Origin of the sequence: Actinoplanes sp. NPDC048796 (assembly GCF_040650035.1) — a bacterium.
Lineage (GTDB): Bacteria > Actinomycetota > Actinomycetes > Mycobacteriales > Micromonosporaceae > Actinoplanes.
Map to the genome: position 1 here is coordinate 968,744 of NZ_JBEZGO010000001.1, position 18,112 is coordinate 986,855.

18 protein-coding genes are annotated in these 18,112 nt (G+C 67.6%); 6 read left to right on the top strand and 12 right to left on the bottom strand.

Annotated features, from left to right (window positions below; all coding sequences use genetic code 11):
* Positions 1 to 40: 40 nt before the first annotated feature.
* From AB0C26_RS04595 to AB0C26_RS04615, 5 genes are all read right to left on the bottom strand, one after another.
* Positions 41 to 550 carry a dihydrofolate reductase gene (locus tag AB0C26_RS04595; protein ID WP_360241440.1) on the bottom strand — a complete coding sequence of 170 codons (510 nt, stop codon included), beginning with the start codon at positions 548 to 550 and terminating at the stop codon, positions 41 to 43.
* An 8-nt stretch (positions 551 to 558) separates the two neighbouring features.
* Positions 559 to 1,359: a thymidylate synthase gene (locus AB0C26_RS04600; RefSeq protein ID WP_360241443.1), complete on the bottom strand. Its 801-nt coding sequence runs from the start codon at positions 1,357 to 1,359 to the stop codon at positions 559 to 561.
* Between the two features lie 119 nt (positions 1,360 to 1,478).
* Complete coding sequence (locus AB0C26_RS04605; protein WP_360241446.1) at positions 1,479 to 1,700, bottom strand: hypothetical protein; 222 nt, start codon at positions 1,698 to 1,700, stop codon at positions 1,479 to 1,481.
* A 28-nt stretch (positions 1,701 to 1,728) separates the two neighbouring features.
* Complete coding sequence (gene wrbA / locus AB0C26_RS04610) at positions 1,729 to 2,337, bottom strand: NAD(P)H:quinone oxidoreductase (protein WP_360241449.1); 609 nt, start codon at positions 2,335 to 2,337, stop codon at positions 1,729 to 1,731.
* 74 nt (positions 2,338 to 2,411) lie between these two features.
* A complete protein-coding gene (locus AB0C26_RS04615; protein ID WP_360241452.1) occupies positions 2,412 to 2,666 on the bottom strand; it encodes a glycoside hydrolase family 13 in 255 nt (84 codons plus the stop codon).
* 82 nt (positions 2,667 to 2,748) lie between these two features.
* Here AB0C26_RS04615 and AB0C26_RS04620 point away from each other — a divergent pair, with 82 nt between their 5' ends.
* Positions 2,749 to 3,201: a GNAT family N-acetyltransferase gene (locus AB0C26_RS04620; protein ID WP_360241455.1), complete on the top strand. Its 453-nt coding sequence runs from the start codon at positions 2,749 to 2,751 to the stop codon at positions 3,199 to 3,201.
* Here AB0C26_RS04620 and hemQ read toward each other — a convergent pair.
* Genes hemQ through hemE form a run of 3 tightly spaced genes read right to left on the bottom strand, consistent with a single transcriptional unit; the run spans position 3,188 to position 6,372 of the window.
* A complete protein-coding gene (gene hemQ / locus AB0C26_RS04625; RefSeq protein ID WP_360241458.1) occupies positions 3,188 to 3,889 on the bottom strand; it encodes a hydrogen peroxide-dependent heme synthase in 702 nt (233 codons plus the stop codon). The genes AB0C26_RS04620 and hemQ overlap by 14 nt on opposite strands.
* A 4-nt stretch (positions 3,890 to 3,893) precedes the next feature.
* Positions 3,894 to 5,276, bottom strand: a complete 1,383-nt coding sequence (hemG, locus tag AB0C26_RS04630) for a protoporphyrinogen oxidase (protein ID WP_360241461.1) — start codon at positions 5,274 to 5,276, stop codon at positions 3,894 to 3,896.
* A gap of 58 nt (positions 5,277 to 5,334) precedes the next feature.
* A complete protein-coding gene (hemE, locus tag AB0C26_RS04635; RefSeq protein ID WP_360241464.1) occupies positions 5,335 to 6,372 on the bottom strand; it encodes a uroporphyrinogen decarboxylase in 1,038 nt (345 codons plus the stop codon).
* 73 nt (positions 6,373 to 6,445) lie between these two features.
* On the opposite strand from hemE, the gene AB0C26_RS04640 reads away from it, so the two are divergent.
* Entirely contained in the window at positions 6,446 to 7,012 is a 567-nt protein-coding gene (locus AB0C26_RS04640) for a DUF3000 domain-containing protein (RefSeq protein ID WP_360241467.1), read from the top strand.
* A 287-nt stretch (positions 7,013 to 7,299) separates the two neighbouring features.
* On the opposite strand, the gene AB0C26_RS04645 is transcribed toward AB0C26_RS04640, so the two are convergent.
* Positions 7,300 to 8,376: a S1C family serine protease gene (locus AB0C26_RS04645; protein ID WP_360241470.1), complete on the bottom strand. Its 1,077-nt coding sequence runs from the start codon at positions 8,374 to 8,376 to the stop codon at positions 7,300 to 7,302.
* A gap of 173 nt (positions 8,377 to 8,549) precedes the next feature.
* Here AB0C26_RS04645 and AB0C26_RS04650 point away from each other — a divergent pair, with 173 nt between their 5' ends.
* From AB0C26_RS04650 to AB0C26_RS04665, 4 genes are all read left to right on the top strand, one after another.
* Positions 8,550 to 9,851 carry a ribonuclease D gene (locus AB0C26_RS04650; protein ID WP_360243524.1) on the top strand — a complete coding sequence of 434 codons (1,302 nt, stop codon included), beginning with the start codon at positions 8,550 to 8,552 and terminating at the stop codon, positions 9,849 to 9,851.
* Positions 9,852 to 10,015: 164 nt separating this feature from the next.
* Positions 10,016 to 11,212, top strand: a complete 1,197-nt coding sequence (locus tag AB0C26_RS04655; protein ID WP_360241473.1) for a thiolase family protein — start codon at positions 10,016 to 10,018, stop codon at positions 11,210 to 11,212.
* Positions 11,209 to 13,269: a 3-hydroxyacyl-CoA dehydrogenase NAD-binding domain-containing protein gene (locus AB0C26_RS04660; protein ID WP_360241476.1), complete on the top strand. Its 2,061-nt coding sequence runs from the start codon at positions 11,209 to 11,211 to the stop codon at positions 13,267 to 13,269. Before AB0C26_RS04655 ends, AB0C26_RS04660 begins: the two co-directional genes overlap by 4 nt.
* 146 nt (positions 13,270 to 13,415) lie before the next feature.
* Positions 13,416 to 14,411, top strand: a complete 996-nt coding sequence (locus AB0C26_RS04665) for a hypothetical protein (RefSeq protein WP_360241479.1) — start codon at positions 13,416 to 13,418, stop codon at positions 14,409 to 14,411.
* Between the two features lie 53 nt (positions 14,412 to 14,464).
* Here the strand turns inward: AB0C26_RS04665 and AB0C26_RS04670 are convergent, their stop codons facing one another.
* Genes AB0C26_RS04670 through AB0C26_RS04680 form a run of 3 tightly spaced genes read right to left on the bottom strand, consistent with a single transcriptional unit; the run spans position 14,465 to position 18,090 of the window.
* Positions 14,465 to 15,169 (bottom strand): hypothetical protein, encoded by a 705-nt coding sequence (locus AB0C26_RS04670; RefSeq protein WP_360241482.1) that lies wholly within the window; start codon positions 15,167 to 15,169, stop codon positions 14,465 to 14,467.
* Positions 15,141 to 17,708 (bottom strand): hypothetical protein, encoded by a 2,568-nt coding sequence (locus AB0C26_RS04675; protein ID WP_360241485.1) that lies wholly within the window; start codon positions 17,706 to 17,708, stop codon positions 15,141 to 15,143. Before AB0C26_RS04675 ends, AB0C26_RS04670 begins: the two co-directional genes overlap by 29 nt.
* Positions 17,695 to 18,090: a CU044_2847 family protein gene (locus tag AB0C26_RS04680; RefSeq protein WP_360241488.1), complete on the bottom strand. Its 396-nt coding sequence runs from the start codon at positions 18,088 to 18,090 to the stop codon at positions 17,695 to 17,697. The genes AB0C26_RS04675 and AB0C26_RS04680 overlap by 14 nt, the downstream gene beginning before the upstream one ends.
* Positions 18,091 to 18,112: the final 22 nt, after the last annotated feature.

Here is an 18,112-nt window from a genome sequence, read left to right on the forward strand (position 1 = left end):
TGCTAGCGCCGGGCGTGCCGGTCATCCGTCGGCCGGAAGACTAGCTTTCCGTGGCAACCGGCGCCTGCTCTGGTCGTGTGCCTTGCGCTGTGCGAACCAATTCCTCGACCACGTACCGCAGACCGCTCTGTGAAGTCTGCCAGCCCGGCGACGATGTGACGACCCATCCGTCACCCAACTCGGGGGCGTGGGTGTCGCCGGAAACCGCCAGGTCGACGCGGGTACGGAGGATGTGGTCGGCCAGCGGCAGGAAGGCCGCGTACACCGACTCCCCGCCGATGACCCAGACCTCACCTGTGAGGTCCACCTCCTCCACCGAGTGGACAACTTCCGCCCCTTCGGCCGACCACGAAGGGTCACGGGTCAGTACCACGTTGCGCCGGCCCGGGAGCGGCCGGAAGCGCTCCGGCAGCGAGTCCCAGGTCGCTCGCCCCATCACCACCGTCGCGCCCGCGGTGCGTTCCCGGAACATCCGCTGGTCCTCCGAGAGCCGCCACGGGATCCCGCCGCCGGCGCCGACCACCCGATCGTGCGCCTCGGCCCAGATCATGTGCACCGTCATACCGCGACGGGCGCCTTCAGCGCCGGGTGGTGCTGGTAGCCCACGACCTCGAAGTCCTCGTACTCGTAGTCGAACAGCGACGGCTTCGGCTTCAGGGAGAGCTGCGGGAACTCGTACGCCGGGCGGGACAGCTGCTCCTGGACCTGCGAAACGTGGTTGTTGTAGATGTGGCAGTCACCGCCGACCCAGATGAAGTCGCCCGGCAGCAACCCGGCCTGGTCGGCCACCATGCGGGTGAGCAGCGCGTAGCTGGCGATGTTGAACGGCACGCCCAGGAACAGGTCGGCGCTGCGCTGGTAGAGCTGGCAGGAGAGCCGGCCGTCGGCCACGTAGAACTGGAACATCGCGTGGCACGGCGCCAGCGCCATCTCCGGCAGGTCGGCCACGTTCCACGCCGAGACGATCATGCGACGCGAGTCGGGGTCGCGGCGCAGCGTCTCGAGGATGCCGCTGATCTGGTCGATGTGGCCGCCGTCGGGCTTGGGCCACGAACGCCACTGCACCCCGTAGACCGGGCCCAGCTCGCCCGTGGGCGACGCCCACTCGTCCCAGATCGTCACGCCGCGCTCGCGCAGCCAGCCGACGTTGCTGTCGCCCCGCAGGAACCACAGCAGCTCGACCGCCAGCGACTTGAAGTGCACCCGCTTGGTGGTGATCAACGGGAAGCCGGCCGACAGGTCGTAGCGCAGGCGCTCACCGAACAGGCTGACCGTGCCGGTGCCGGTGCGGTCGCTTTTCGGGGTGCCGGTGGTCAGGACCCGCCGCAGCAGGTCCTCGTATTGGGTGTCGACGGGCATGGCAGCCAACCTACCCGCCGGGCGGGCCCACGCAGGGGTGGGACCGTCCGGCGGGTCCCGGTTGCGGCCGGCAACCGGGATCTCTCCACCCCCCAGGTGGCCAGGGGTGGAGCAGAAACCTAACTCGCCCAGCTGTCGGACATCTGTGGGATGTGCTGGTCGGGCGGCGGCGCCTGGTCGGCGACGAAGCCGAGGTCGGCACCCATCTGCTGCCACCGTTCGTAGAGGATCTGGTCCTGCAGGACGGCGCGGACATCCTTGTGCGCCGCCCGCAACTCTTCCAGGGCGGCCTCGTACCGGGCGACCCGGGTGTGCAGGTCGGCGGTCTCGTACGTGGTCATACAGCCAGATTAGCGAGAAAAGCGACTTTTATTCGCTTTTCAGCTTTCCGCCGATGGCGACGATCCGCTGCGCCAGGTGGTCCAGGGCCGCGTACTGAGCGTCGCCCAGCGGGGCGTCGTTGCTGCCGCCGGTGACGTGCGAGACGCCGTATGGGTTGCCGTCGACGAACTTGAGCGGGTCGGTGTAGCCGGGAGCCACCACGATGCCGCCGAAGTGGTAGATCGTGTTGTAGAGCGCCAGCAGCGTCGACTCCTGGCCGCCATGGGCGGTCATCGAGGCGGTGAAGCCCGCGTACGCCTTGTTGGCCAGCAGGCCCTGGCCCCACTGCGGCCCGAGCGTGTCGATGAACTGCTTCAGCTGGCTGGCCACGTTGCCGTACCGGGTCGGCGAGCCGAACAGGACGGCGTCGGCCCAGACCACGTCGTCCGCCGTGGCCTTGGGCTCGTCCTTGGTCTTGTCGAAGTGCTGGCTCCACGCCGCGTTGGACGCGATGGCCTCGGCCGGCGCGAGCTCGGGCACCTGGCGCAGCCGTACCTCGGCGCCGGCCTTCTCACCGGCCTGGGCGAGACGCTCGGCCATCTTGTGGATGGTCCCGGTGGACGAGTAGTAGATGACTGCGAGCCGCGTACCGGCCATGGTTGCCTCCTCGTAGATCTGCTTGCCCAGTCAAGCGAATCTCCGGTGCAACGCGGCCCAAACTGCGAATTGCGTTACACGAGAAGCTCGTCACCTAGTTCGTCGTCGAACCAGACGCCGCCCGTGGCCAGATACCGGAACCGGTAGTGACCGGGGCCGACGGTCACGCTGACCGTGCGGGTGCCGTCGCGGCGCGGCTTGAGCTCGTGCCGGCCCGGCTCCCACCCGTTGAACGTGCCCACGACGCTGACCTTCCCGTCGACCGCCGCCTGAGGCAGGCAGAAGGTCACCCGGGTCTTGTTGCCGAAGAGCTTGCTCCGCTTGATCATGAAGTCCTCCACACCTCCGGCTTCCATCCGTACAACGCCCGGGGACGATACGGGTGACGCCGCGCCGCATACGATTCGGCACATGCAACCGGAACAACATGACGAGTTCAGGTCGGCCTCGTTCCGAGATCTTGACACGACGACCCTGTACGCGATCCTCAAGCTCCGCGCCGACGTCTTCGTCGTCGAGCAGGAGTGCGCGTACGGCGACCTCGACGGCCGCGACGACGAGCCCGGCACCCGGCATCTGTGGATCACCCGCGACGACGAGATCCGGGCGTACCTGCGCATCCTGGACGACGGCGAGACGCAGCGGATCGGCCGCGTCGTCACCGCCAAGAGCGCCCGGGGCACCGGGCTGGCCGGCCGGCTGATCACCGAGGCCCTGACGATCATCGGGAACCGCCCGAGCGTGATGCACGCCCAGGCTCATCTCACCGACTACTACGCCAGGTTCGGATTCCGGCCGGACGGGCCCGAATACCTCGAGGACGGCATCCCGCACGTCCCCATGCGCCGGGTTACGGCAGGGTAGCGACGATCTCCGCCACCGAGCGCCGGCGGCCCGTGTAGAACGGAACCTCCTCGCGCACGTGCCGCCGCGCCTCGGAGGCCCGCAGGTCACGCATCAGGTCGACGATGCGGTACAGCTCGTCGGCCTCGAAGGCCAGCATCCACTCGTAGTCGCCCAGCGCGAACGACGCGACCGTGTTGGCCCGTACGTCCGGGTATCCGCGGGCCAGCTGACCGTGCTCGGCCAGCATCTGGCGCCGCTCGGCGTCGGGCAGCAGGTACCACTCGTACGACCGCACGAAGGGGTAGACGCAGAGGTAGGGCCGCGCCTGTTCACCGGCCAGGAACGCCGGGATGTGGCTCTTGTTGAACTCGGCCGGGCGGTGCAGCGCCATCTGCGACCAGACCGGCGCCAGGTGCCGGCCCAGCACGGTCCGGCGGAACAGGGAGTACGCCTCCTGCAGCGCGTCCGAGGACTCCGAGTGCCACCAGATCATCACGTCGGCGTCGGCCCGCAGGCCGGCCACGTCGTACGTGCCGCGGATCGTCACGTCCTTGGCCGCGAGCTGCTCGAAGAGGCCGTCGACCTCACCGGCCAGCTCGTCGCGCAGCGCCGGCAGCGGCGTCTCGGCCCGGAAGACGGACCACATCGTGTACCGGATCGTCGCGTTCAGCTCGTTGAGCCGCGCCGCGTTCGTCTGCTCGCCCATTCCCTCAACCCTCCAGCATCTTGCTCACGTCTTCGGCGGCCCGCTCGCCACTGGCGATGCAGACCGGGATGCCGATCCCGTCGAACGCCGCGCCGGCCAGGGCCAGGCCCGGCGGCAGCGCGGCCCGGGCCGCGGCCAGCCGGTCGAGGTGACCCGGCGCGTACTGCGGCAGGCCACCGCCCCAGCGCTGCACCCACGAGGCGGCCGGCGGCGGAAGCTCGTCACCGATCAGCTGCCCCAGCTCGTCGACGGCCCGGGACAGCAGCACCGCGTCGTCGAACTGGAGCCGTTCCTCTTCGCCGGCCCGCCCGAGCGAGGCCCGTACGATCACCGGCCCGTCGCCCGGCAGCGACCACTTCGTGGTGAAGAAGGTGGCCGCTTTGACGAGCGTCCCCTCGCTCGGCGGGACCAGGAATCCGGACAGATCCGGAAGCGGCGTTCCCGGCGGCAGCGCGAGTCCCACCAACGCCACGCTCGCGTAGTCCAGGCGGCCCAACGCCGCGACCGCGGCCGGCGCGACATCGGACAAAAGACGCGCCGCCGGTGAGAAGGGCACGGCCACCACCACGGCGTCGACGTCGTCGGTCCGCGGCGCCGGCACCGGTCCGAGCAGCAGCCGCCACCCATCGGCCGTGCGCGCGATCTCGCGTACCGGAAGACCCAGGCTGATCCGCGCCCCGCTGGCCGCGGCCGCCGCGCCGACCAGGCGGCTCATGCCGCCCTCGACCGCGCCGAAGATCGGCTTGCCCGGCTCGCGGCGACTCGCCCGCTGCGCGGCCCGCACGGCGTCCTGCAGCGTGTGCTCGATCCGCGCCGTCCGCGCCAGCTGCGGCATCGTGACCTGCAACGACAATCCGTCGGCCCGTCCCGCGTAGACCCCGCCGAGCATCGGGTCGACGAGCCGGTCGACGACCTCGTCGCCGTACCGGTCCCGCACCAGCGCCCCGACCGCCACGTCCTCGCCGGCGGCGAGCAGCGGACGGCCCGCGTCGTGGTCACGCTCGGCGTCCGGGTGCGCCACGTCGCCGAGTTGCGCCAGATTTCCCGGTACGCCGACGAGGGTTCCCGAGGGCATCGGCGCGAGCCGCCCCCCGAAGGCCAGCGCGGCCGGAACCTTGGCCGGATGCTTGATCGCGTCGCCCAGCCCGAGCCGCCTGACCAGCCCGACCGCCGCCGACTCGGCGCCGTCGGTCCCCGACATCAAAAACGACTCGGCGCCCCGCTCGACGGTCACCCCGCCCAGCTCACCGGTGCGCAGCTTGCCGCCGAGGGCGCCGCTCTGCTCGTACACGATGATCTCGGTGTCCGGCGGCGTCAGATCCCGCAGCCGCACGGCCGCCGCGAGGCCGGCGATGCCGCCTCCGATGACCGCAACCCGCTTCCGCACGAACTCAACCCTTCCACTTGCCGCCCCCGTCGCCTCGGTGGGGGTCGCGGAGTGTGACCTACCGAGCGGACGTCTCGTGGACGAAGGCCACCAGCCGGGTCAGCGCGTCCGGGTCGGTCTCGGGCATCACGCCGTGGCCCAGGTTGAAGACGTGACCGGGCGCCGCCCGGCCCTGCTCGAGGACCCGGCGCGCCTCACGCTCGACGACCTCGCGGCCGGCGAACAGCACCGCCGGGTCGAGGTTGCCCTGCACCGATCTGGCGGGCCCGATCACCTTCGTGGCCTGGTCCAGCGGCGTACGCCAGTCCACACCGACCACGTCGGCGCCCGCCTCGCCCATCGCCTCGAGCAGTACCGCGGTGCCGACCCCGAAGTGGATGCGCGGCACGCCGGCGTCGGCCAGCCCGCTCAGCACCCGCGTCGAGTACGGCAGGACGTGCTCGCGGTAGTCGGCCTCGCTCAGCGCGCCCGCCCACGAGTCGAAGAGCTGGACGGCGCTGACCCCGGCCTCGATCTGGGTACGCAGGAAGGCCAGCGTGATGTCGGCCAGGCGGGACATCAGGGCGTTCCAGAGCGCCGGCTCGCCGTACATCATGGCCTTGGTCTTGAGGTAGGTCCGCGACGGCCCGCCCTCGATGAGGTAGCTGGCCAGCGTGAACGGCGCCCCCGCGAAACCGATCAGCGGCGTGCTGCCCAGCTCCTTGACCAGCAGCCGGACCGACTCGGCGACGAAGCCGACATCGTCCGGGGTGATCGGCCGCAGCCGCTCGACGCCGGCCGCCGTGCGCACCGGCTCGGCCACGACCGGGCCCGTGCCGGCCACGATGTCGAGGTCGATGCCGGCCGCCGCGATCGGCACCACGATGTCGCTGAACAGGATCGCCGCGTCCACGTGGTGCCGGCGCACCGGCTGCAGGGTGATCTCGGTGACCAGGTCGGGACGCCGGCACGAGTCGAGCATGCCGATGCCCTCACGGATCTTGCGGTATTCGGGCAGGGAACGCCCGGCCTGCCGCATGAACCAGACCGGGGTGTGCGGCACGTCGAGGCCGCGGCAGGCCCGCACGAAAGCAGAATTGCTCAAGACTGTGGTCACCGCGCCATCGTGCCACGACACGCGGGGCGCGCCGATCGGCTACGGACACGCGGCGGCGGCATAGTCTTCCCCCATGGCGTCCCCCTCCGCTGAACCTCCGGCGTTCGCGCGCGCGGTCGCCGGCCTGCGGGTCCCGGCGCCCCGGCCCGAGATCCTCCTCGAGGAGATCGCGGCACCGCAGCGGCTCGCGCCCTACGCGTTCGCGCTCAGCGCGACCGTGCTGCGCTCCGGCGACGAGGTCGCCGGCGGCCGGTTGATCCTGCTGCACGACCCGGCCGGCCACGAGGCCTGGCACGGCGACATCCGGCTGGTCACGCTGGTCACGGCCGAGCTCGAGGCCGACCTGGCCGACGACCCGCTGCTGCCCGAGGTGGCCTGGACCTGGCTCACCGACGGCCTGGCCCAGCACGCCGCCGCCTACACGGCGATCGGCGGCACGATCACCCAGACCACGTCGACCCGCTTCGGCGAGCTGGCCGGCCCACCCCCCACCGCCGACCTGGAGGTCCGAGCCTCCTGGACCCCCACCGCCGACGACTTCACCGCCCACCTGCTCGGCTGGTGCGCCATGCTCGCCTCCACCGCCGGCCTCCCCCCACCCGGCGTAACCCCCCTAACCGACCACCAGCGCGTCGGCTGACCCCACCCCCGCGCAACCCCTCGACCCCCCGCCAGCGCCTCGGCTGCCCCACCCCCGCACAACCCCTCGACCCCCCGCCAGCGCCTCGGCTGCCCCACCCCCGTACAACCCCCTCGAACCGCCCGCCGTCGCGCGGGTTGACCGCAACCAAAGTCGCACTTCGCCCGCAAATGAGTTGAGCCCGGTTTACCGACGCCGCGGGGTGTGCGGCGTTGGTAAACCGGGCTCAACTCATTTGCCCCAAGGGGCGAAGTGCCCGCCGAGCGAAGCGAGGCCAGCAGCACAGCTCAGCAAACCGCAAAGGTCGCGCACGCGGTCTTCACCGGGATCGCCAACCCGATCCCCTCAGCATCCTTAGCCTTGGCAGTCGCCAGCCCAACCACCTGCCCCGTCGCGTTGACCACCGGCCCACCGGAGTTCCCCGGGTTGATCGGCGCGTCGAACTGGATGGTCGGCCCGTCCGAGTCGTCCGGCCGGTAGGCGCTGATCACACCCGTGGTCACGGTGTCGTCGAGCCCCAGCGGCGCCCCGACCACGACGACCTGCTGGCCCGGCTTGACCGTCGCCGGCGCCGCCACCAGTCCCGCGATCTTCGTGTCGGCGTGCAGCAGCGCCAGATCCTTACCTTTGTCCACATCGACGATGCTCGCCGTGATCTTGGTGCTGCCGCGTTCGAGCGACACCCGGCGCCCGCCGCCGGTCCACACCTCGGCCACCACGTGGTAGTTCGTCATCAGGTTCGACTCGTTGCCCTTGACCTTCGTGCCGACCGAGAAGGCGGTGCCGGTGAAGCTGCCGGCGCGCACCCGGAACACGCTGGGCAGCACCTTCGACGAGACCGTCTCGGGATCGAAGACCCCGGCCAGCTGCTGCTCGAGCCGGTCGGTCCGGTCCTTCTCGGCGGCCAGGCCGGACGCCAGGCTCTGGTTGTGGTCACTCATCGATTCGATGCGGTACGCCTGCCAGCCCGCGACCAGGAGCAGGAGCACGACCACCCCGACGACGAGCGGCTTGATCCGCCCGCCGACGGCCGAGCGCCGCGGCTCAGGCTCGCCGGCCGCCGGTACCGCCACCGGCGCCGCGATCTCCTCGTGCCAGCGCGGCGCCTGCGGCTGCCGCTGCTGCGGTACCTGCCACTGCGGATCCTCGACCCATCCCTGTCGCGCGCGGGGCGCCGGCTCGGCCCAGGGGTCGCCGGCCGGTTCGTTCCAGCGGGCCGGCTCTTCCCAGCGGGGCGCTTCTTCCCAGCGGGGCGTTTCTTCCCAGGCCGGAGCGGCCGCGGGCTCGCCCGCGCGGCGCCGCCCGTCGTACTGGCGCTGCTCAGCCGTGCCCGCGGGCGTGAACGGTTCGAAGGTCATGGTCATCCGGCGCGGCCTCCCGGGTAAACGGCGCTGCGGAGGGTAGTACGGAGCAAACGGCCGTTCGGATCAGCGCCACGGCGACCGGAAGAAAGATCGAGAATCGGCGCGCCGGGACCCGGCTGCGCGCGGGTGGGGTGGGCTCCCCGTACGGTAACGGAGTGACCGACGACGCACCCCTGCTCCGTCGGGACGCACCGGAGCCCGCAAGGGACGGACGACCGCAAGCCGAGCCGCCCGACCCGACGTCTGGTGGTCCCGACGCCGCGCCCGCCCCTTCTGTACCCCTGACCGCGCCCCGCGACGGCACTCCGCGCCCGGTGGAGACCTCCGGCGAGCTGGCCGACGTCGTCGCCCGCATGGCCGCCGGCACCGGCCCGGTGGCGGTGGACGCCGAGCGCGCCTCCGGCTACCGCTACACCCAGCGCGCCTACCTGGTCCAGCTGCGGCGGGCGGGCGCCGGCACCGTCCTGATCGACCCGCTGCCCCTGGACGACCTGCGCACCCTGGACGCCGCCCTGGCCGACAGCGAGTGGGTCCTGCACGCCGCCAGCCAGGACCTGGCCTGCCTGGCCGAGATCGGCATGAAGCCGCGGCGCCTGTTCGACACCGAGCTGGCCGCCCGCCTGGCCGGCTTCGAGCGGGTGGGCCTGGCCGCCCTGACCGAGCAGCTGCTCGGCTACTCGCTGGAGAAGCACCACTCCGCCGCCGACTGGTCCACGCGCCCGTTGCCGGAGTCCTGGCTCACCTACGCCGCCCTGGACGTGGAGCTGCTGACCGACCTCCGCGACCACCTGGCCGCGGAACTGGACCGGCAGGGCAAGTCGGCCTGGGCCGCCGAGGAGTTCGCGGCCCTGGTGGCCAGCGCCGACCGCCCACCACGGACACGCCCCGACCCCTGGCGCCGAACTTCCGGCATACACCGCGTACGCGGAGCAAGGGCCCAATCCCGGGTACGCGCTCTCTGGTACGCCCGTGACGGCGTGGCCGCCCGCCGCGACAGCGCCCCCGGCCGCGTCCTGCCCGACTCGGCGATAGTCGCCGCCGCCGAACAGGACCCGAAGGACGAGCGCACCCTGCTGGCCATCCCCGGCTTCGGCGGCCGCTCGGTCCGCCGCCTGGCCCGAGTCTGGCTGGACGCCCTGGACGAGGCCAGAGCGCTCCCCGACGACGCCCTGCCCGTGAACCAGCCGGTGGACGGCCCGCCCCCACCTCACCGCTGGGCCGAACGTGACCCGGTGGCGGCCGCCCGCCTGGCCCGCTGCCGCCAGGTGGTCATAGCCACGGCGGAAGAACACACGCTCCCGCCGGAGAACCTGATAAGCCCCGACTACATCCGCCGCCTGGCCTGGTCCCCGCCCGAGGACATAACCCCTCAGACGATCACCACGACCCTCCAGGGTTTCGGCGCGCGAAACTGGCAGACGGTCCTCCTGGCCACGCGGTTGGCCGAGGTCATCCCGGATCCCGCGGCGGCCTGAGCCACCGGCGTGCGCGCGGCCGGCGGGACCTGGGTTTTCGCAACCCCGGACCCCGCCGGCCGAAATAGCCCTGTGACATTCCAGCAACCACCTACCCGCCCGTAGTTACCGGCGAGTAGCATCGGAACTCACACCCTCAGGGCTCGCCCGCAAGGAGGCTTGCTGTGCCCCGTGAAGTACGCGAGGTCGTCTTCGTAGACGGCGTCCGCACCCCCTTCGGCAAGGCCAACGGCATGTACGCCGAGACCCGCGCCGACGACCTGGTCATCCGCTGCATCCGCGAGCTCATGCGCCGCAACCCGCAGCTCCCGCCCGACCGGGTCGACGAGGTAGCGATCGCCGCCACCACCCAGATCGGCGACCAGGGCCTGACCATCGGCCGCACCGCCGCCCTCCTCTCCGGGCTGCCCAAGACCGTCCCCGGCTACGCGATCGACCGCATGTGCGCCGGCGCCATGACCGCCGTCACCAACGTCGCCGGCGGCATCGCCATGGGCGCCTACGACGTTGCGATCGCCGGCGGCGTCGAGCACATGGGCCGCCACCCGATGGGTGAGGGTGTCGACCCCAACCCGCGCATCCTGGCCGAGAAGCTCGTCGACCCGTCCGCGCTGGTCATGGGTTCCACCGCCGAGAACCTGCACGACCGCCTCCCGGGCATCACCAAGGAGCGCACCGACCGCTACGGCCTGAACTCGCAGCTGAAGACGGCCAAGGCGTACGCCGACGGCAAGCTCCAGCCCGACATGGTCCCGGTCGCGATCCGCAACGCCGAACAAGGCTGGGGCCTGGCCACGGCCGACGAGGCTCCTCGCGAGACCTCGATGGAGAAGCTCGCCACCCTCAAGACCCCGTTCCGCCCGCACGGCCGGGTCACCGCCGGTAACGCCGCCGGCCTCAACGACGGCGCCACCGCCGCGCTGCTGGCCAGCGAGGACACCGCGCGCGAACTGGGCCTGCCGATCGCCATGCGGATGGTGTCGTACGGCTTCGTCGGCGTCGAGCCGGAGATCATGGGTTACGGCCCGATCCCGTCGACCGAGAAGGCCCTGAAGAAGGCCGGCCTGACCATCGACGACATCGGCCTGTTCGAGCTGAACGAGGCGTTCGCGATCCAGGTGCTGGCGTTCCTCGACCACTACGGCATCGCCGACGACGACCCGCGGGTGAACCCGTGGGGCGGCGCCATCGCCATCGGCCACCCGCTGGCCTCGTCCGGCGTCCGGCTGATGACGCAGCTCGCGCGCCACTTCGCCGAGCACCCCGAGGTCCGTTACGGCCTCACCGCCATGTGCATCGGCATCGGCATGGGCGGCACCGTGATCTGGGAGAACCCGAACTGGACGGGAGCGGACAAGTGATCGAGCACCCCAAAGAGGTCGTCACCAAGGCGCTCCTGCGCTTCGTGGACGTCCCCGGCCTCTCCGCCAAGGCCGCCCTGATCACCCTGGACAACGGCCTCGACTACAAGAAGCCGAACAGCTTCGGCCCGGGTGGCCTGGCGTCGCTCGACGAGGCGATCACCAAGGCCACCGAGGCGGGCCCGGCGTTCATCGCGTTGACCGGCAAGCCGTACATCTTCTGCGTCGGCGCCGACATCACCGGCATCCCGTACATCACCTCGCGCGAGCAGGCCGTCGAGCTGGGCGAGCTGGGCCACCGGGTCTTCGCCCGCCTGAAGGACTCGACGATCCCGACGTTCGCGTTCATCAACGGCGCGGCGCTGGGCGGCGGCCTTGAGGTCGCCCTGCACTGCCACTACCGGACGGTCTCCGGCGGCGCGGCGGCGCTTGGCCTGCCCGAGGTCGCGATCGGCCTGATCCCCGGCTGGGGCGGCAGCCAGCTGCTTCCCAACCTGATCGGCGTGCCGGGCGCGGCCCAGGTCATCCTGCAGAACCCGCTCACCCAGAAGACGCTGCGCCCGAAGCAGGCGGCCGAGCTCGGCGTGGCCGACCAGCTGTTCGAGCCGGCCGACTTCCTGGAGCGCTCGCTCGAGTGGGCCGCCGGCGTCGTCAAGGGCGAGGTCACTGTCGAGCGCCCCGAGGTCGACAAGGACATGTGGGAGGGCGTGCTCTTCTTCGCCAAGCAGCAGCTCGACGAGAAGCTGCACGGCGCCGTCCCGTCCGCCAACAAGGCGCTCGAGCTGCTCGCCCTGGCCAAGGACTCGTCGTTCTCCGACGGCACCGGCGCCGAGACGCAGGCGCTGGCCGACCTGATCATGGGCGATGAGGCCAGGGCCAGCCTGTACGCGTTCGACCTGGTGCAGCGCCGGGCCAAGCGCCCGGTCGGCGTGCCCGACAAGTCGCTCGCCCGCAAGGTGACCAAGGTCGGCGTGATCGGCGCGGGCCTGATGGCCTCGCAGCTGGCGCTTCTTTTCGTACGCCGGTTGCAGGTCCCCGTGGTTCTCACCGACCTCGACCAGGAGCGCGTCGACAAGGGCGTGCAGTACGTCATCGACCAGATCGACAAGCTGGTCGCCAAGCGCCGGCTCGACGAGGGCACCGCCGCCAAGCTGCGCGGCCTGGTCAGCGGCTCGGTCGACAAGTCGGTGTTCGCCGACGCCGACTTCGTGATCGAGGCGGTCTTCGAGAACCTCGAGCTCAAGAAGCAGATCTGGGCCGAGCTCGAGAAGATCGTCACGCCCGAGGCGATCCTGGCCACGAACACCAGCTCGCTGTCGGTGTCCGAGCAGGCGGCCGGCCTGGAGCACCCGTCACGCGTGGTCGGGTTCCACTTCTTCAACCCGGTCGCCGTCCTGCCGCTCCTCGAGATCATCAAGGGCGACCAGACCGACGACGCGACGCTGGCCACGGCGTTCGCGGTCGGCCGCGAGCTGAAGAAGTCGTCGGTGCTGGTCAAGGACGCCCCGGCGTTCGTGGTCAACCGGCTGCTGACCCGGGTCACCAGCGAGATCTTCCAGGCGATCGACGCCGGCACCCCGCTCGACGTGGTGAACGTGGCGATGGACCCGCTCGGCCTGCCGATGCGGCCGATGGCGCTGCTGCAGCTGGTCGGCCCGGCCGTGGCGTACCACGTGGGCGAGACCCTGCACCGGGCGTTCCCGGACCGCTACCTCGACTCGCCGAACCTCAAGCGGATCGTCGACGCCAAGCTCCCGGTGATGGTGGACGACGAGATCAACCCGGCCGTGGCCGAGCTGATCCAGGGCGGTTCGGCCCCGCTGACCTCCGACGAGGTACGGCAGAAGGCGATGGACGCGCTGGCCCAGGAGATCCGGATCATGCTGGACGAGGGCGTGGTCGCGGAGGCGCAGGACATCGACCTGTGCATGATCCTGGGCGCGGGCTACCCGCTGCACCTGGGTGGCGTCACGCCGTACCTGGACCGCAGTGGAACCTCGGAACGGGTCACCGGCAAGCGGTTCCTGCCGAAGGGCGTGGCCTCGCTGCCCGCCTGATCCTGGTTTGAAGGCCGATGCCCCGGGCTCCTCGAAGGAGCGCGGGGCATCGTCGTTTCGGTGTGTCACACCTCCCCCGACCACCGGAGATGCGTCATTGCCGCAGGCCGATAGGCTCCGGAGGTACCCGAATGATGGAGCGCTCGATGTCGCAGCCCCCGTACCCCGGCCAGCCCCAGTACCCCGGCCAGCCCAACCCGGGTGAGCCCTCCTCCGGCCAGCCCTACCAGCCCTATCCCGGCCAGCCGGGCAACGCTCCGGGCTCCGTGCCGCCCGGGCCGCAATATCCGCCGACGACGGCGTATCCGGCTCCCGGCCAGCCTCCGCAGCCGGACTACACCCAGCCTCAGTACGGGCCGCCGGCCGACTACACGCAGCCGCAGTACGGTCAACCTCAGTACGGTCAGCCCCAGTACGAGCAGCCCCAGTACGGCCAGCCCGGCTATCCTCCGCCTTCGCCGCCGCAGAAGCCGAAGTCGAAGGTGCTGCCGATCGTGCTCACGGCGATCGCCATCGTGCTGGTCCTGTGCGTCGGCGGTTCGGTGGCCATCTACCTGGTCGCCAACAACAACAAGGACGACAACACCAGTTCCACGGGTACGGACGTGACCCCGACCGTCACGTCGACGGCGGAACCGACCGACCCGGCCCCGCGCACCACCGAGCCGACCCGCCCACCGGCGCCGACCATCAAGATCGTGGAACCGGCCAAGCTCGGCGGCCGCCCCAAGCTGACCAACCAGCAGTTCGCGCCGCAGACCGAACGCCTCGAGTCGAGCCTGAAGACGATGCCCGGCGTCACCAAGGCCATCGGCGCCCTGTACGGCACGGTCGGCGACGAGGACATCGTCGTGCTGGCCGCCGCCGCGGTCCCGATCGCCAACCCGAAGACGGAGCTCGACTCCACGTTCTACGGCGCCGGCGTGGGCGGCCTGAAAATCGACAACATCGTCACCGCCCCCACCGGCACCCTGGGCGGCTACGCCAAGTGCGGCAGCGGCAAGACCGCCGGCACCACCTTCACCCTGTGCGCCTGGGCCGACGAGGGCAGCTTCGGCATGATCATCTCGTACTTCAAGTCCATCACCGCCGCCAAGACCGAGTTCCCCAAGCTCAGGGCCCAGGTCGAAACGAAGAGCTGACGAAGTCAGGTGCCGGAGTCGCTAACCGCGTCTTCGGCACCTTCGTCACCCGGTTACTGATCCTTCCGGTCAGTCAAATCCGCAATTTTGTACTGGTCAGCCAATCGTGCATCGATTCTTTTAATTGCATCGACTAGCACGCCTATGGAGTATTCTCTACCCTCGGACGACTTAGTATCAGTCGCCAACTGACTCCATGCAAGTTGTATGGGCCACCACCATTTTTCGGTGAACTTGAGCTTTTCGGCCAACGCGCGGAAATCCTCGACACGTCCCAATCGCGACACATCTTCAGGGTGTCGATCCAAATGCTCGATCATCACGAGAGCAGGATCGGAATACAGAGCATTCCGGAGGAATTGGAGGCGCTCGATCCTCGCCCGCTCGATTCGCATCCTGCGCGCGGTCTTACGTGACTCCTCTTCCCGGACTATCTCCACTCGAACTGCCATGCTTCGGAAATAATCTCTGGGACAGTCGTAGGGCACACCGAGCCGTGCATTAATCGCGTCCGCTGCGGCTTCAGATTGATCAATAGACCATTCTCTGCACACGGAGGAGCAAACTTCTACGATCTCACTCTTCACTACGCTAGATCGATTCGAATGCCGGGCATTTCCGGGGCGAAAGACGCCAGAGAAGAATACTTCAAAATACAAACCTGAATCTGCCGACTCGACAAATAGAGGGTCAGAGTTGCGCACTTCTTCAACCCGTCGCCGAAGCAACTCAATCTTCCAACGCATGGCCATCGACATCAGCAGCGGAAATTTTAATCTTCGACATGAGCCGATCTACTGGATCACTTGCCAAATCAGATTCAAATTCCTTGAGATTAAGACAGAAGTCAAAGAAAGCGCCTCCGGCCCCCCGGGCAGCGGCTCGAGCAAGCAGCTCGAAGATTGTCTCGTCGCTGGGGTTCGTGGCAATAATTTCCATTACAGCAGAAGCAAGTGCATCGTGAACCGTTCGATCCATCAGCACCTCAGAAAGCATTGGCACAGCGTAGGCATTTAACACAGGTCTACTCAGCAGCCAAAGTGAGCCATTCACGGTGGCGGACAAAGCAGCAATAAAACCTAGCTGAGACGATCGGGATCTGGGAGACTCGGCGCACCAAGAATTCACAGCAGATAAGAATCTGCTTTGCGCTTCTGGGTCAGCTGCGGCGTCACGGAATATCTTCAGAATACGTTCTAAAATGCCGGCAGCATGCCTTTCTGCATCTGCAACCCGACGCAGCCTGCGCAGACCAATGATCTCGCGAGAGGTCCCCAGCAAACCCCGGGCCGCCTCGACTACAATCGCTTGCAGCTCTTGTCGCGTCGCCCAATTGTACAACAACCGCTCTGCTTGAGGCTGCATATGCTGGTCGCGGAGCAGATCGGACAAGATTCTGGTCAAGAGCGCATCGGCTGATGCTGTTCGAGTTAAGGGTACGAGCTGCTCCTTGACGAACCCGAAATCCTGCGTCCGCCGGATCTGAGCAGTCAGTACGGCAGCCACTCTTGTAGCCTGCGTTGACCCCTCGGTGGAAACATCTACAAGCCAAGAAGCCAGCGGTCCGCGAACAACACTATAATTTTCCCAGACATACCGCAGAACCGCGTCTGCATAGTTTGCACGTCGGAAGGCAATCCATCCACCCCTCTCAACATCAGCTCCGATACGTCCAAGGCGTCCACGTAGACCGTCGCCCTGAAGTACCTCATGGGCCTCCGCCCTGGACGCTGCGGGATTCCGAGAAGAGCTAGAGGTCAGTCTGCCGAGGAGGTTGACGCTATCTGTCTCGAGCCGATCGAATCGGCTCCGCTCTCGACCAGCCAAACTGAGCAGCAGACATCTGTCCCGCAGCTTGAGCGGAGCCTTGGACTCTTTGTCGCGCGGGCTCCAGTCGGCGGGGTCAGAGAATAATTCATCTAACTCTTCTTCGTGGCGATCCAGAAGATTTACAACATCGTCTTGGAATTTGTCGAGTGGGATCTGCCCATCGACGACACGTTGCTGGTACAGCCGGACGATACGACTAACCGCATCAACCGCTTGCACTGCTGTCATTCCTACAAGATGTTTTTGAACAGCCGAAGCATCGACCATCTCACTCAATAAGGGAATTCGGTTAGCCAGATGGCGCTGAACCAATTCGATTGAGCTAGGCGCATCATTCAGATAGACAGCTTGAATGTTTTTTAGATGCTCCCCATGGACGGGGTTCCACAGACTTTCTCGGATCGTTATTATTAGCGGGGATTGGAGACTAGCCCGATCCGGAGCCATCTCACTAACGCTCTTCCAGAAGTCCTCTGATGGCAGATCTTGTTCTGGGTCACGCAGGTCGAGCATAAAAGACTCTTGAGCCTTCAGCGGAATTGCACCAGCTCTGGGCTTATCCCACTCCCCAGGATCCAATCGAACCAAACGCATCGACGGCGGAGAATTTGTAGCAAGGAAACGTTCTGCAAAGGTCGTCGATCCGACTGCCGGCTGCGACACTACAACCACCGTCTTACCGGCAGCGAATGCCGCCGCCGCATCCAGAAGAGGACGTTGCCATTCCGGAGGGGTGAAATATATAGGATTATCGCGCAACTGAAGACGATCAAGCACCACGCCTGATAACTTACCTCGCTCCTGCTGTGGAATATGCCGCCGCTGGATGGCAATAGAGTCGTAATTCTTTAGGAGCTCAACGATTCGCTCGGCCGAAGTAATCCGCACCCTTCCGGGCGACCATCGGTCATCGCTGTTAAATCGACTACTTAACATTCCTACGACAGCATCGTCAGCGACGCGACGGACAGGACAGCCGCTCATTCCTCTTTCAACGCCGTCCGCAACTACTTGATAGGTAACAATCGATCCGCTTTGCTGAGCTTGCCCTTCCCATACACCACGAGCCGTGAGGACATCATATTGAGTAGGCCACCCTGCTTCGCGCCGTTCCGCGAATCCCACGAGAGAAACAGGCATAGAGGGCGGCTGGATGGACGCAAAGCTGAAGAGAAGGACACTAGTGGCGAGCGGCGCCTCGGCCCGCAGGATCGCTATATCGCCTTCCACGTCCAGCTTTTCGACTGTTGCACCTATTCTTGTGGGCTCTTGACCGTCCAGCCTTTTAACCATCGGTTCGAAATACACAGTCGACCCGATCACCGCGCGTCCAATTTCGTCAAGGACGTGGTGCGCCGTTACTAAGATTCCCGGGACTGCTTGGAAGCAGGTACCAATCGGTACCCCATCTTCACCAAGGACCCGACCATGGTAGGCGGTAGCACCTGACAGTTCAGTTGTCGGCACGCTCGTCCTCTTTACCGCCATCCGCTGGCCGCTCAGTAGCACTCTCCGGGAATTCGCGATCGGTGGGGCCGCGGCCATATATAACTTTTACGTTCAACGATGCTTCGGCATTTGCACTCGCGAGGATGACGGTGCCTTGGGTAGAAAACTTAATGCCGAACTGAACCTCGACTTGCTCAGGACTTCCGACACGCCGAGTCACTCGTTGAGCGGTACGCGCAGCAGCTACTGCCATCCTTTCGACAACTGCATTGGCATTTTCCAGAACATCGGTCAAGTGATTCAATCTGTTAACCGACGTTGGCTCATTACCGGAGACAGCGGCAACTTCAATCAGTAAGGGAATTCCGTCTATTTCTGTCGCGATCAACGGCCCACGCATCGCTCACCTCACTAGTTGCTGC

Bases quoted from the DNA above. Each gene is read 5' to 3' on its own strand.
- AB0C26_RS04605 (WP_360241446.1), bottom strand. From the start codon at position 1,700: ATGACCACGTACGAGACCGCCGACCTGCACACCCGGGTCGCCCGGTAC.
- AB0C26_RS04670 (WP_360241482.1), bottom strand. From the start codon at position 15,169: ATGTCGATGGCCATGCGTTGGAAGATTGAGTTGCTTCGGCGACGGGTT.
- AB0C26_RS04640 (WP_360241467.1), top strand. From the start codon at position 6,446: ATGGCGTCCCCCTCCGCTGAACCTCCGGCGTTCGCGCGCGCGGTCGCC.
- AB0C26_RS04600 (WP_360241443.1), bottom strand. From the start codon at position 1,359: ATGCCCGTCGACACCCAATACGAGGACCTGCTGCGGCGGGTCCTGACC.
- AB0C26_RS04665 (WP_360241479.1), top strand. From the start codon at position 13,416: ATGTCGCAGCCCCCGTACCCCGGCCAGCCCCAGTACCCCGGCCAGCCC.
- AB0C26_RS04645 (WP_360241470.1), bottom strand. From the start codon at position 8,376: ATGACCATGACCTTCGAACCGTTCACGCCCGCGGGCACGGCTGAGCAG.
- hemQ (WP_360241458.1), bottom strand. From the start codon at position 3,889: ATGGGCGAGCAGACGAACGCGGCGCGGCTCAACGAGCTGAACGCGACG.
- AB0C26_RS04595 (WP_360241440.1), bottom strand. From the start codon at position 550: ATGATCTGGGCCGAGGCGCACGATCGGGTGGTCGGCGCCGGCGGCGGG.
- AB0C26_RS04620 (WP_360241455.1), top strand. From the start codon at position 2,749: ATGCAACCGGAACAACATGACGAGTTCAGGTCGGCCTCGTTCCGAGAT.
- wrbA (WP_360241449.1), bottom strand. From the start codon at position 2,337: ATGGCCGGTACGCGGCTCGCAGTCATCTACTACTCGTCCACCGGGACC.
- AB0C26_RS04615 (WP_360241452.1), bottom strand. From the start codon at position 2,666: ATGATCAAGCGGAGCAAGCTCTTCGGCAACAAGACCCGGGTGACCTTC.
- AB0C26_RS04680 (WP_360241488.1), bottom strand. From the start codon at position 18,090: ATGCGTGGGCCGTTGATCGCGACAGAAATAGACGGAATTCCCTTACTG.